The 12,461-nt window shown below is 61.8% G+C and carries 15 protein-coding genes and 1 tRNA gene; 7 read left to right on the top strand and 9 right to left on the bottom strand.

All coding sequences use genetic code 11. The features are described 5' to 3' along the window. Both ABIB99_RS28995 and chpT read right to left on the bottom strand, forming a co-directional pair. A partial coding sequence (locus ABIB99_RS28995) for an Hpt domain-containing protein (protein ID WP_354178730.1) occupies positions 1-816 on the bottom strand: 816 nt, incomplete at its 3' end. Between the two features lie 195 nt (positions 817-1,011). Further along, positions 1,012-1,665 carry a histidine phosphotransferase ChpT gene (chpT, locus tag ABIB99_RS28990; protein WP_063985400.1) on the bottom strand — a complete coding sequence of 218 codons (654 nt, stop codon included), beginning with the start codon at positions 1,663-1,665 and terminating at the stop codon, positions 1,012-1,014. 170 nt (positions 1,666-1,835) lie between these two features. On the opposite strand from chpT, the gene ABIB99_RS28985 reads away from it, so the two are divergent. Beyond that, positions 1,836-2,666 (top strand): 3'(2'),5'-bisphosphate nucleotidase CysQ family protein, encoded by an 831-nt coding sequence (locus tag ABIB99_RS28985; protein ID WP_354121247.1) that lies wholly within the window; start codon positions 1,836-1,838, stop codon positions 2,664-2,666. A gap of 8 nt (positions 2,667-2,674) precedes the next feature. Here the strand turns inward: ABIB99_RS28985 and ABIB99_RS28980 are convergent, their stop codons facing one another. Beyond that, positions 2,675-3,160, bottom strand: a complete 486-nt coding sequence (locus ABIB99_RS28980; RefSeq protein ID WP_354178727.1) for a YHS domain-containing (seleno)protein — start codon at positions 3,158-3,160, stop codon at positions 2,675-2,677. 139 nt (positions 3,161-3,299) lie between these two features. Here ABIB99_RS28980 and ABIB99_RS28975 point away from each other — a divergent pair, with 139 nt between their 5' ends. The 3 genes from ABIB99_RS28975 to ABIB99_RS28965 all read left to right on the top strand — a co-directional run bounded on the left by ABIB99_RS28975 (position 3,300) and on the right by ABIB99_RS28965 (position 5,656). Further along, a complete protein-coding gene (locus ABIB99_RS28975) occupies positions 3,300-3,905 on the top strand; it encodes a DUF1134 domain-containing protein (RefSeq protein ID WP_028151234.1) in 606 nt (201 codons plus the stop codon). Positions 3,906-4,125: 220 nt separating this feature from the next. Then, positions 4,126-5,424 carry a coiled-coil domain-containing protein gene (locus tag ABIB99_RS28970; protein WP_354178725.1) on the top strand — a complete coding sequence of 433 codons (1,299 nt, stop codon included), beginning with the start codon at positions 4,126-4,128 and terminating at the stop codon, positions 5,422-5,424. Positions 5,425-5,581: 157 nt separating this feature from the next. Further along, positions 5,582-5,656: transfer RNA gene (locus tag ABIB99_RS28965), tRNA-Val, on the top strand. A 135-nt stretch (positions 5,657-5,791) separates the two neighbouring features. Here the strand turns inward: ABIB99_RS28965 and ABIB99_RS28960 are convergent. Beyond that, positions 5,792-6,706 carry a hypothetical protein gene (locus ABIB99_RS28960; RefSeq protein WP_354178723.1) on the bottom strand — a complete coding sequence of 305 codons (915 nt, stop codon included), beginning with the start codon at positions 6,704-6,706 and terminating at the stop codon, positions 5,792-5,794. Positions 6,707-6,985: 279 nt separating this feature from the next. On the opposite strand from ABIB99_RS28960, the gene ABIB99_RS28955 reads away from it, so the two are divergent. From ABIB99_RS28955 to ABIB99_RS28945, 3 genes are all read left to right on the top strand, one after another. Further along, positions 6,986-7,423, top strand: coding sequence for a hypothetical protein (locus tag ABIB99_RS28955; protein ID WP_354178721.1), 438 nt, complete (start codon positions 6,986-6,988; stop codon positions 7,421-7,423). Positions 7,424-7,901: 478 nt separating this feature from the next. Beyond that, a complete protein-coding gene (locus tag ABIB99_RS28950) occupies positions 7,902-8,429 on the top strand; it encodes a hypothetical protein (RefSeq protein WP_354178719.1) in 528 nt (175 codons plus the stop codon). Further along, positions 8,426-8,695, top strand: coding sequence for a hypothetical protein (locus tag ABIB99_RS28945; RefSeq protein ID WP_354178717.1), 270 nt, complete (start codon positions 8,426-8,428; stop codon positions 8,693-8,695). The genes ABIB99_RS28950 and ABIB99_RS28945 overlap by 4 nt, the downstream gene beginning before the upstream one ends. Before the next feature lie 235 nt (positions 8,696-8,930). On the opposite strand, the gene ABIB99_RS28940 is transcribed toward ABIB99_RS28945, so the two are convergent. From ABIB99_RS28940 to ABIB99_RS28925, 5 genes are all read right to left on the bottom strand, one after another. After that, positions 8,931-9,131, bottom strand: coding sequence for a hypothetical protein (locus ABIB99_RS28940; protein ID WP_247346258.1), 201 nt, complete (start codon positions 9,129-9,131; stop codon positions 8,931-8,933). A 206-nt stretch (positions 9,132-9,337) separates the two neighbouring features. Further along, positions 9,338-9,490, bottom strand: a complete 153-nt coding sequence (locus ABIB99_RS44515; RefSeq protein WP_502917517.1) for a DUF6894 family protein — start codon at positions 9,488-9,490, stop codon at positions 9,338-9,340. Between the two features lie 799 nt (positions 9,491-10,289). After that, complete coding sequence (locus ABIB99_RS28935; RefSeq protein WP_354178715.1) at positions 10,290-11,798, bottom strand: SGNH/GDSL hydrolase family protein; 1,509 nt, start codon at positions 11,796-11,798, stop codon at positions 10,290-10,292. A 1-nt stretch (position 11,799) separates the two neighbouring features. Beyond that, positions 11,800-12,051, bottom strand: coding sequence for a spike base protein, RCAP_Rcc01079 family (locus tag ABIB99_RS28930; RefSeq protein ID WP_354178713.1), 252 nt, complete (start codon positions 12,049-12,051; stop codon positions 11,800-11,802). Between the two features lie 102 nt (positions 12,052-12,153). Further along, the gene (locus tag ABIB99_RS28925; protein WP_354178711.1) at positions 12,154-12,459 is read right to left on the bottom strand and encodes a septal ring lytic transglycosylase RlpA family protein; all 306 of its coding nucleotides are present in this window, start codon (positions 12,457-12,459) and stop codon (positions 12,154-12,156) included. Positions 12,460-12,461: the final 2 nt, after the last annotated feature.

Raw genomic sequence — 12,461 nt, 5'->3', positions numbered from 1 at the left:
CAGCAGCTGGTTGCGGGTCAGGACCAGCTCGGAGACCATGGTCATCAGATGCTCCAGCGTATCCACGTTGACGCGGATCGACTGGTTGGCGATGCTGGCGCCTTCGCCTGCATTCTCGTCGGCCGTCGACTTCTTCGGCGCGGCCTTTTCCTTGGCGGGCTTCGCAGCTTCCTTGGCGGCGGGCGCGGGAGCTTCAGCAGCCGGCGCGGGCTCGGCCTTGGCGACAGGAGCCGGCGCTTCGATCGCGGTCTCGCGGAAGGCGCGCTCGAGCTCGTCGAGCGAGACTTCGCCCGGACGCAGCGGACGCTCCAGGGTCTGGTCGATCAGCGAGCCCTGCGTCATCTCCTTTGCGGGCGCAGGCGCAGCAGCAACAGGGGCTTCAGGCGCCAGTGGCGGAGATTCGGCGACAGGAGCAGCGGCCCCAGCGGCCATTGCCGCCATGCCCTGCTCGACCATCGCTTCCAGCTTGTCGATGAGATCGCGGTCGGTGCCCTCAGGCTCGGCTTCGGTCGCCTCGAGGCCTGCGAGGATCTCCTTGATGCGGTCGATCGAGGACAGGATCACCGTCACGGCCTGCCCGGTCACCGGCATGCCGTCGCGGAATTTGCCCATCAGCGTCTCGCCGGCATGTGCCAGCGCTTCAAGCCGCGGCAGTCCGAGGAAGCCGCAAGTGCCCTTGATGGTGTGGACCAGGCGGAAGATGTTATCCAGGATCTTGGCGTTGTTCGGCTCCTGCTCGAACTTCACCAGCTGATTGTCGACGGTGTCCAGGCTCTCGCTGGTCTCCGTCAAAAACTCCCGCAACAGATCATCCATGAAAACAGGCCTTCATACAGGGAGGGCGCGCACGACTTGTGATGCGCCATTTCGGAATGGGGCCAGCTTCACCGCAAAGCGTTTAATAATGGTTGAGTATGTGCAAAAGAACGGAACCAACAAAGAGATAAGGCGCTCCGGACAAGCCGAAGCGCCTTGTAAAGATTCGATTAACGTTTGAGGGCGGCGGCGCGCTTACGACGCGGTAATGGTGATCGCTTCGCCTTCGTGCGCGAGCCTCACGGTGAGCCCGCAAGCCTCTGCCAACAGCCGCGTATAATAAGGCTGGATCGCGTGCGCATCCGCGGCCGGGCCGCGCTCCCCGCTCAGGAGTTCGGAGATGTTCTGCGGCAGGCGCGCATTATGACCGGTCGCGGTGACGCGAAAGCTCATGGTCTCGCCGTCACCGATCGGATCGATCGTCAACATGCCGCCGCGCGGGATCGTGTGCTGGGAAACAACCAGCATATTGAGCAGTAGCTTGACGCGATTCTTCGGCAGCAAGAGCCGCGGCAGATTCCAGGTGATCGAGCACTTGCCGTCCTCGATATGGCCGCGCGCCATGGTCTGGGCGTCGCCGAGATCGATCTGCGCGCCGGACGAGCCGGCCGCGCCGAAGGCCAGGCGACAGAACTGGAGGCGGGCGGAGGCGGTTTTCGCGCTCTTGCGGATCAAATCGAGCGCGAACTCGCGATCCTCGGGCTTGGGATCGTCGTCGAGCACTTCGAGCCCATTGACGATGGCGCCGACAGGGCTGATGAGATCGTGGCAGACCCGCGAGCACAGGAGCGCGGCGAGTTCGAGCGCATCTGGAGCGGTAGCGGTACCGGGTGACGAAGCGTCAGACATAAAGGGTTCCTGGAATTGCACGGCGCGGACGCGGCGAATCACGCATGCTTGACGAATGCCGCAGGTTCTAACATTCGCAAGCCCGTGGCAGCTAGCTTGCGATCGGCTCGAAGCGGCCCTAAAGCCGCAGCGAATCAGTCGAGTAGGATGGAATTGCCGATGAATGAGGCATGCAGGTGAAGCGGATCATCGACGGCCCGGCCGCCTCCCACCTGATGGAGCCGCTCACCGCGCTGGTGGTGAAGGCGGGCGAAGCAATCCTCGCGGTCAACCGCGCAGCGATGCGGGTCGATGGCAAGCAGGACGGCTCGCCGGTCACCGAGGCCGATCTCGCCGCCGACCGCATCATCGCTGACGGCCTGGCGCAGCTTGCGGGCGACGTGCCGACGCTGTCGGAAGAGCGGACCCAGCTCGCATCGCCGCCATTCCGCGACAGCTTCTTCCTGATCGACCCCCTCGACGGCACCAAGGAGTTCGTCGCCGGCCGCGACGAGTTCACCGTCAACCTCGCCCTCGTGACCGAAGGCGTGCCGCTGCTGGGCATCGTAGCCGCGCCCGCGCTCGGCCTGCTCTGGCGCGGCATCGTCGGCCGCGGCGCCGAGCGCGTCAGGTTCGACGGCACGAGCATCGGTGCTGCCGAACCGGTCCGCACCCGCACGCTGCCGACGCAGGGCGAGCCCTGGATCGCGGCGGTGAGCCGTTCCCATGGCGACCTCAGAAGCGAAGCGTTCATCGACGGCCGGCCCAATGCAGTCAGGAAGACGGTCGGCTCAGCGGTGAAATTCGGCCGGATCGCGGAGGGCAGCGCCGACATCTATCCCCGCTTCGGACCCACTTGCGAATGGGATGTCGGGGCGGGCTGCGCGGTCGTGACGGCGGCCGGCGGCAAGGTCACCGACGGCAAGGGTGGCGAGCTCCGATTCGGCCAGCGCGGCGACACCGGCTTCATTATCCCGGAGTTCATCGCCTGGGGCGATCCGCGGGCGGCAGGCTGCTACTGACTGAGCTGTTATTGACTAAGCTGATCCTGGAGCGCCGGCCAGCGCTTGAGCACCTCATAGAGGAAGCGCTCCGGGTCGGCGGCGAAGGCATCGCGGTTGGCCTCCCGGCTGAACAGATAGAGCCGCTGCGCCGAAATCACGTAGAAGCGGGGATTGGCGGCGACGGCCACGCCCCGGGCGATGTCGGCCGGATCGTACCCGCCGAACTGCGGTCCATAGATCTCGGGATGGGCCAGGAAGGACGCCCGGTTGCCCTCGTTGCGGAAACGCCAGACCGCGCCCCAGAGGTTCGCCTCGAACTCGGCCGTCCCCTGCACGGCCGCGCCATCGACGAAATAGGCGACGGGGTCGAACCCCTCGATCGCCACGCCGCTGAAGCGGTTGACGACGATCCGCTCGGTGGTGGCCGCCTCGGCCGGCAAACCTGCGCAAGCGATCCAAATGCCGGCCAGCAGGCAGACCAGAAAGCGGATCAAGGCGATTCCGGGGCGCAAAGGGCTATCTTCCTGCCGTTGTGCCGTCATAGTTGCTGCGGATAACATCCGAGTCGAGGGGACATCCGGCGCAACCTAGAGCCGTGCCTGTTGGCGTCAGGTTAAGGAAGCGGCGGGATTCGATACCAGGGGTTCTTTTATGACTTTCGCATCACGCCTTGCTGCGGTCGCGCTTGCCGCGCTGGTCGGCTGGATCGTCCCGGCCTCCGCCCAGCAGCCGCCGCCGCCCAATTTGCCGCCGCCGCAGCGGAGCCCGTCACCCAGCACCTATGGGCCGGACGAACTCGTGACCGCCGGCCACCGCTTCTTCGGCAACGTCTCGCGCGGGCTCGCCTCGATCATCGAGAAGGCCGTCAGCCAGTGGGGCCTGCCCAACGGCTATATCCTGGGTGAGGAAGGGTCCGGCGCCTTCGTTGCCGGCCTGCGCTACGGCGAAGGCACGCTCTACACCAAGAACGCCGGCGACCTGCGCGTCTATTGGCAGGGCCCCTCGCTCGGCTTCGACTGGGGCGGCGACGGCGCGCGCACCATGACGCTGGTCTACAACCTGCCCGCCACCAACGCGATCTACCAGCGCTTCGCCGGCATCGACGGCTCGGCCTATATCATCGGCGGCTTCGGCATGACGGCGCTCACCGCCAACAACATCGTGCTGGTGCCGATCCGCTCGGGCCTCGGGCTACGGCTGGGCGCCAATATCGGCTATTTGAAATTCACCCCGCGCGCGACTTGGAACCCGTTCTAAAGCGCGATCGCGCTTTAGATTGTTGTTCGAGCATGATCTTTCCGGAAAGCCGCTGCGCACTTTGCGCTGACGCGGCCCTTCGGGCCCGGATCATGCTCTAGGGCTCCCTCCTCGGGTCCGATTCCGGATTCACGTTAACAACAGGGCGGGGCTGGCTTTTTGCCGGCCCGCCATGCATTGTCTTTGGTAAATTTTTCCTTGCTTTCGGAGTTCTGGCCCCATGGTCGAACCGATCATGTACCTGGCGATCGGCTTCCTGCTCTCGATGCTGTGCGGGCTTGCCATCGTGCCGCTGGTGCATAACCGCGCGGTCCGCCTGACCACGCGCCGGCTCGAGGCCGCCACGCCCCTGTCGATGGCCGAGATCCAGGCCGACAAGGACCAGCTCCGCGCCGAATTCGCCATGTCGGCGCGGCGGCTCGAGATGAGCGTCGACCAGCTCAAGAACAAGACCACGAGCCAGCTCGCCGAGCTCGGCAAGAAGAGCGACGCCATCAACCGCATGAAGATCGAGCTCGGCGAGAAGAACGCCACGATCTTCGCGCTGGAGGCGCGCGAGAAGGCGGTGAAGGAGCAGCTCCGCGCCACCGAAGAGGAATTCAACACCAAGACCGACGCCCTGCGCGCCGCCGAGAATGCGCTGACCGACAAGCAGGGCGAGCTCGCAAAAATCAATTCCGAGCTGTCCGATCGCTCGATGATGGCGGAGAGCCGGCAGGTCGAGCTGGTCGCGGTGCGCGCGCAGATCGAGAACTTGAAAAATCGCGTCGGCGACGCCGAGAAGGAATTTGCCGCCACGCAGGCGCGGCTGGCGCAGGAGCGGACCGAATCCGAGACCGCCTCCCGCGAGCTCGGCGATGCGCGCGGCCGTGTCGAGAATCTGAGCCAGCGCGTCACCGAGCTCGATCGCCAGCTGATCGTGCAGGTCAAAGAGGCCGAGATGCTGTCGGGCCGCGTCGCCGATCTCGAAGGCCGCCTCGCCACGCAGGGCAAGCTGCTCGCCGAGCGCGACTACGAGAACAACCAGCTCCGCCAGGCCAATGAGGGCAATGATCGCATCATCAAGGAGCTGCGCGTCGAGATCGCCGGCTTGAGCGGCGGCAAGTCGTCGGCGGCATTCGAATCGCTCCGCGCGGAAAAGACCGCGCTGGAGGAGCAGCTGCGCACCGCGCGCGACGAGCGCGCCAAGCTCCAGCGCGACATCAATGCGATCCAGCAGCAGGCGGAGAGTTCCTGGGCGACCGAGCGCATGGAGAATGCGCTGCTGCGCGAACGCATCAACGACATCGCCGCCGAGGTTGCCAAGCTCGCGATGCAGCTCGAAGGCCCGAACTCGCCGATCGAGGCCCTGCTGGCGGCCGAGGCCGGCCAGCCCCCGAAACCGGCGCCGCGCCCGGCCAATGACGCCGCCGGCAATGGCCCGACCGCAATCACCCTACCCGAAGGCGGCGGAACGCTCGCCGAGCGCATCCGCGCGCTCCAGGCCCACGCCTCCCGCGCCCGCCAGCAGGGCGCATAAGCGCCCCAAACCACGGTTTCGCCTGCGATTGCGTGTTTGACGGAAGGTTTTCCGGCCTCAAGGCGCCTGGAAACTTGACACCTTTGGCCCGCACTTCTAAATCGCGGGCTCCGATGTGCCGGCCGGCCGAAAGTCCGGCCGTCGGCATGATGGTCCCGGGCGCATAGCTCAGCGGGAGAGCGTTCCCTTCACACGGGAGAGGTCCAAGGTTCGATCCCTTGTGCGCCCACCATTAAAACCCTTTAAATCATAGAGCTTTTCCGCGTCGTGCCCTATCGCGCATCTGGCGGTTAAAGGCACTGGAGGGCAGAACTAAGCAGCAACAGGCGGGGAAATTCAGGGGAATTTGTTCGTGCCACGTTCTGACTCAGAGCAGCCTTACGTCTTCTTCTTCATCCCATTCGAGATCGCAAAGAACCTCAGCTTCGATTGAGATCTCCCCGCTGAAATCCTTGGCATGCTCGACTAGCAGGGCCCTGGCTGCCTCTTCCGCCTCAGCCTTTGAGCCGCACCGCTTGTGGAACGACGCGGTAGTCTCCGCGGCACGCCGTATCGTGTCCCAGCGCATGACGTGCAGGACCGCATACCACGTCCCGCGACCAGTGCGGCGGCGGGCGAGTCTCTCACGGTACTGATCCGCGAGCTGAGCGACGCCGAGCCAGACTGGCCGGCTTGTATCGCCCTTCGAAACCTCGCCAGCTTCGAAAGCAAAGCCTTTAAGATCGATTTCGCTTAGCCACCTCAGCTTGTTGTCAATGCTCGTGACGAGGCTCTGAATTTCACGCACCGCTTCCTTCGCTTCGTAGGTCACCCTAGGGGGCTTGGGAGCAGCCCCTTTCGCCTGCTCGATGCGAGACTCCCGATTACGCTTGCGCCAGATATCGTCCGCGATAGCGTCCAGATCTTCCTTAGCGAGAGTCCACCGGTTCTCGCGTTCCCACTTCTCGCGATTAAGCTTCGGAGCGAGGTCGACGACCTTTCCTACCGGTTTTCGAAGAACCTGTTGCAGTGCAAGACCCGTGTCCATGGCCGCAAAGCCCGAGGTGACAAGGCCCTTGTGAACTTGTCCGTTCTCATCGAACGTCAGAAAACTCCCCTCTACGCGCTCAATGCGAACGGGTTTTCCGTTGTCCATCTCGAGAATTGCGTTAGCGATCTTCTGCTTCGTGCCGGCATATTGGGGCATCGCGTCCTGGGCGTGCACCAGCGCCATCATCACGCGCTGCGAAATGCGCTTAAGCCCGTCTTCAGCAAAGAGGTAAAATCGAAGGGATGAGGCCATGTGCAAGCTGTATGAGCAAAGGGCGACATGGTTTATCAGGATAGTGATCGGCGCAAGCCTCTAGAGCTCGGAAATTTCCGACAGCGTCGCTGAGCGTCGAGGAGCGTCCGCATCTAGGGCTTGTACTCGCGGTATCCGCCTATTCGCCTACATTGTCGCCAAGCGCACGAAGCCCGAAGGGGGGCCAAAGGCGAATTACATCGTGACCAGCGCTAAGCGAGATTTGCTGTTGCAATTTTGGGATGCAGGGAGAAAGATATCCCGTTTAAGGAGATCATTTTGAGCAAGGACATCGAGCCAGAGGGGACGCCGCAGCCGGGCGATCGCACCCCGAAACGAACTGTGCTCAGTCGGATAGGAGAATACAAGGAAGCTATTGGTGTCGTCATTGCCGTAGCGGGTGCGATATTTTCAGGTGTGGCGTGGGTGATCTCATATTTTGCCACGCAGGCTACCGTGTCCGAGCTCGAATGTCGCCTTACCCACCAGATGAACGCGGCGAACTTTGATTCGAAGTCTGAAATCATCCGATCGCAGATCGAGGCAAGGCAGTCGCAAATTCAATCGACAGCACTTCAAAAGCAGACGCAAAGTACGCAAGCAGCTGTAACGAAATTATCGAATGAGGTGAAGGAGCTCGAAAAGGCGGCAAAGGAAGAGACGAGAAAATCTACAGAGCAGCTAAGCCTGGCAGCTAAATGCGCAACTGCAAAGTAGAGGCTCCAATGTTAAGAATTGTCTTCGGCTTCTTCATATCTGTGCTCGTCGCTGCGGCTGCCCTTGCACAAGACCAGCCTACTTGTGTCACCATTCAACCGGTCGACTGTAACGCGTTGGCGCAAAGTATAAGCTGCGAACTTTTACGTGACGAGCGCGAATGCAATAAGTGCATGGTCTCAGTGTTCAATAAGTGCCAAGTCCGCGGAAATGATCCTGCTTGCGAGGCGGCAAAGGCTGCGCAGAATCAGCTGTACACGATCAAGAAAGCGCAGTGTGAGGCAGAGAAGGCCGCGCGAAAGGGCCAGTGCGAAGCCACGAACGTTGCGATCAAGCAAGCGTCCTGTAAGGGACCTGAATAGGCGTTATAAATAGGTTTATTAGGGTCCATAGATGAGGAACGAGCGCTAAGACGCGCTACCATTTAAGCACGCTTACGCACGCCTATTGACCAACCGCTGGGGGCTGACCTAGGCCGGTGCGCAAGGCGCAGCGGCTGGCTCGGCATCCGACGAGCGCCTATCCTCTCGCCATGAGCAACGAAGCCGCCCTTACCCGCCGCCGCAGTGACAATCCGCACGAGGAGACTTGGCATATCTACTTCACCGATGTTCGGATCGGCGCGATCTGCGCGCGCGCCGGCGTGCCTGTCCACGCTGATCAGTGGGGTTGGTCGATCGGCTTCTATCCCGGCATGGAGCCAGGCACATGGCCAAGTGGCATAGCCGCCACCTTCGAAGCCGCGCGCGAGGTTTTCGAGACCGCGTGGTCCGATCTGCGGCCCACCATCCCAGACACTGCCTTCGCCGAATGGCGCCACGATCGCGACTGGCGGGCCGAGGTTGCGGCCAAGCGGGCGCGGGGCGAGAAGCTCGACAGCGAAATCCGAAGCACACTTATGCGCTGCGTCTGCGGGACGACATTCGACAGCTGGAAACCAGCCGAGAGCTACCCGCACCGCGCTCACATCTATGCCGCGCAGGCGGCCAATGGGACACGCCGATGAAGCACACCGAAGAAAGACCCTATGCGGACCCGGAGGCGGCTGCGCGCAAGCTCCTTGAGCTCGCAGCGAGCGTCGAAGCTGTCCAGGACGGCCGCATCTACATCGAGCGGATCAACGCGCCGTTCATGTTCAACCTGAAGGGCAGCGGCAGCGAGTTCGGCGCGGGGCTCAAACACGCCGTCGATCGCGGCTGGTTATCGAAGCACGAAAGCGGCACATACGTGAAGCTGATGCCGCCCGGTGAAGATCTGCTCACTCGCAAATAGGACGAGAAATACGGCCTCCAATGAGGAGGCCTACTTCGCGTCCGTTGTGAAATTTTCGGGTGGCCGCCTCTTAAGGCTCCAATACCCGCCCAACGCGCGCCACTCGAATACGATGACTATGATGCCGATCAGCGCGGTACCGAGTCCTGCCATAATCAAAATCGTTTGGAGCATCGAATCACCTCGTGGCGTGTCGATGTTCCTAAGTATCAAAGTGAACATTTGTTTCGAAGTCTTATTTGGGCGGCTGCAAGCCAGGCGAGCGCAGCCAGTCAGTTATATGGGCGCCGATCTCGGCGATTCTGACTCGCTTTAGGAGCGCCTCGCGCTCGGCCCCAGCCGGCAACCGATCGGCCATCGTTTTGAGCTTGGCGGCCTGCTCGGCCATTCGTTCTTCAAGGGAACGGGTTTGCTTCACTCTGCGGCGCTCTCCCATGGCGCGGCTCCTTGAGCAGTTAAGATGACTCCAAAACGAGGAAAGGTAAGAACAGTTCCCACACTAGAACGAACTTAAGCCACCGCGAAATTCGAACAGGGCGCCCATTACGGCGGCCTCAATGCCTGCGCCGTTCGACCTCGAATGTGAATTTGAGCTGGAGCACCGGACCGCTGTCATCCCGGACTTCAATCGACAGCTGTCGGCTACCGCCCCCCAGCGCGGACGGCATCTCGAGCCATATCGGCCATTGAGCGAGCCGCCTCTTCTTGCACCTTCTCTATGGTCGAGAGTTCCAGACCTTCCTCATCCGGAAAAATCTCGTCACCCTCTCTGAGATCAAAATAGTACCGTCTCATCAGACCAGAACGACGCCGACCTCAAATTGTTCTTTTCGTAAAACAGGCCACGCCCAAATGAAACTAGGCGGCTGGGGCCGGAAGCAGGCCGGCACCTACCTCTGCTCGTTCCTCGAGAGGGAAGCTAGTCTATCCAGTTGGCCGGCCAAACCCACATAAGTTCGGGCAATGTTTTTCAGGACGGCGGCGCGATCCTTGGAAATACCGATCGCGCCGGAAAGACTCTTGTAGTGGTCAGCATGTTCTTGGCACTCAGCAATGTTGATCAAATGACTCAACCTTCTTGTTGCCCGCGCGGGTCATAGGAGCGCTCCCCGCTGGCTTGCCTTATACCATGTTAGCCCCCGTTAAAATCAGTCTTATGACACTGGTGACACTGGGTTAAATACGGACAGCGCCCCCTTCAGCTCGGAAAGGAACCAAAAGTGCGGGCGAATATTTGAGTCGTCGCTGGCTCGCTGCCAGAGCTGGCGGAGCGGCCCCCGGCTTACCCCCTTGACCCCCCTGGAGCCGGGGCCGTCTCTCGCCCTTGTCGTATCGGAATAGCGTATGCGTTCCTCGCCCTCGATCGTGCCGGACGACCGCCTCGACCGCGACATCTATCTAGTGCTTGACTACCACAGCTCGTTGTTACAACTCCCAACTCAATGTAGTGCGATGGTCGTTCCGGAAGTCCGTTGTGGGTCAGAAGCGGCGATTTCTGATTGAGCAAAGAATTTCTACTTAGACCCCAAAAGCCGACGTCTGCTCCTTTATGAGTGCACGCCCTAATACGGAAAGCACCTGAGGGAGGCGCCAGCTAGGCAATTTCTAGCGGTTTCCGGACCGCCTCGACCAGCGCGTATCCCGCTGCCGTCAGATGAATGCCGTCAGGCAGGAAATAGCTCAGGTCGGCCGTGTTCTGCAGCTGCGAGATGGAGCCGATATCGGCAACCACGTAGCCGTTCGCACCGGCGCCGCCGGTCAGCAGCGAATTATAGTAGTTGCGGCAATCGCCCCTGAAATTTCCCGCTCCGACGTTAAAGTTAGTGCACGGGAGGATCGTCGATGTGACGATCTTGGTGAACCCAGCCGCCTGCGCGGCCACCACATACGGCAGGAAATAGTTGTTGTAGAGGTTCTGCGCAGAGACCGTGTTGCCAGTCTGGGCATCGGCCGTGCTGCTATAGGTGATGACGCCGATATCGTTGGTCGGATCTATGACGTGGAGAACGTTCCTCGACTTGGTCGCATCAAACAGGCCGAGCACACGCGCGCGGTTGGTGTAGGCGGTGGCAAGCGTCTGACCTGCCAGCCCCATGTTGTAATATTCCCACGTGCGGACGTCGCCCTGAGGCCCGCGGCCGAATCCGCCTTGCCAGCCCGCGCTTTGCAGCGAGGCCGCACCGACGCCGCTCATCAGCGAATTGCCGTCCTCGACGAGACGGTAGTTCCAGTTGATGGTACCCGCGCGATCGGGATTGAACGAGGCATTGAGCGCGCTCTCGACGACCAGGTTTGCCGCAGCACCATCGGCCTGCGCATAGATCGCGATGCAGAAGACATCGTTCTGCGAATTGTACTGATTGTTGAGCGAGCTCTTGCCGAACCGCATGCCTTGGATTGCCGACGACGAGATCGCGCCAGTCGCGAAGGTGCGCTCGACGCCATCCAACCGCGCGCGAACATTGGAGCCGCCGCATACGGTCGTGATCGTCTGCAAATGGCTGCGCGGGAAGAACGTATTGAAGATCAGGCTGCCGAAATTCACACCAAGACCGCCGCCGGAGCCAAGTAGGAATGAATTCGAGGTGGCGAAACCAGTGTCAGAAAAGCCCTCCCAGATAAGGTTCTGCTGGTTGGGGCAGTGGTCGACCATCATCATGTAGACGCTGATGGCTTGGCGGTTGAGGCCGGACAACAAGGGCGTATCTAGCCACTTCGCGACCGCACTCTGCGGCCACGTGTCGAAGGTGATCGGCCGGATACCCGCCCACTCGTTCAGCGAGGAGAAGATCGGCCGGTTGGCGTCAGTCGCTTGGACAAGATCGAGACCGTTGCCGGATTGGTCATAGACCTTGGCGATGGTCAGAGCAGAGCCGGACGCGAAGGTATCCGCCGCCGCCTTGTCAACGACATTCCCGGCGAAGCCGATATCCATCTGAGTGCTGTCGGACGCGCGCTGCACCCTGATGCAGCTTCCCGTCCAGCCCGCCACCCTCATGACGGAGTAAACCGCCTTCAGATTGGTAGCCGGGACTGAGATTGCGGGCCTGCTCGCCCGCCCAAGGGCCGCCCGACCGGTCAGCGAAAGACCGAGGCCCAACATCTCAGTACAGAGCCCAGACGTCGGCAGTGGAGCCGAACGTGACCTTGGTGACGCGCAACGGGTTGTAGCCGGCCTGCAACGGGATATTAGTGGCCGTATTCCCCTCGGAATCGATCACGGTAGCCGTGCCTGCGGTGCCGACCAGGAGACAGCGGCACGGTCCGGCCGGAAGGTCGACACCGCTCGATACCTGAGCGATTTTTACCGCCGGCGAATCCAAGCCATTGCCGTATCCAGCGAAGCGATCAGCCATTGTCAGTTCTCCTTCAGGTCATGCTGCCAGGTAGGAAGCAACGAACGACCGGGTGGCCGTTCAAGTAGATTGGCCACACCATTTTGCGGCCGGTGGCGTGGTTCATTCGACCGAAACCCACGCAGTGCCGCTCATGCCGATCGCGCTCGCCCCCGCCCGTCCGAGGTCCACACAGCGGCCTTTGACGAACGGGCCCCTATCGGTCACCACGGCCGAGATGGAGCGCCCGTTGGCCAGATTCGTAATCCTGAGCACCGTTCCGAACCGGTGCGTCTTGTGCGCCACCGTGTAAGGGCTGGTCGCGTAGGTGTTGAAGATCGAGCCGTTCGCGGCGCGCTTTCCGTGATAGCCATCCCCGACGCCGTACTGAGAGGCGATGCAGGTTTCAGCTCGAGACGGATTTGCCATGC

The sequence above is a fragment of the Bradyrhizobium sp. LA6.1 genome (genome assembly GCF_040547805.1).
In the GTDB taxonomy this organism is placed as follows: Bacteria; Pseudomonadota; Alphaproteobacteria; order Rhizobiales; family Xanthobacteraceae; genus Bradyrhizobium; species Bradyrhizobium barranii.
Note: the sequence above shows the minus strand (reverse complement) of the source record. Positions and strands in the feature narration are given on the sequence as shown.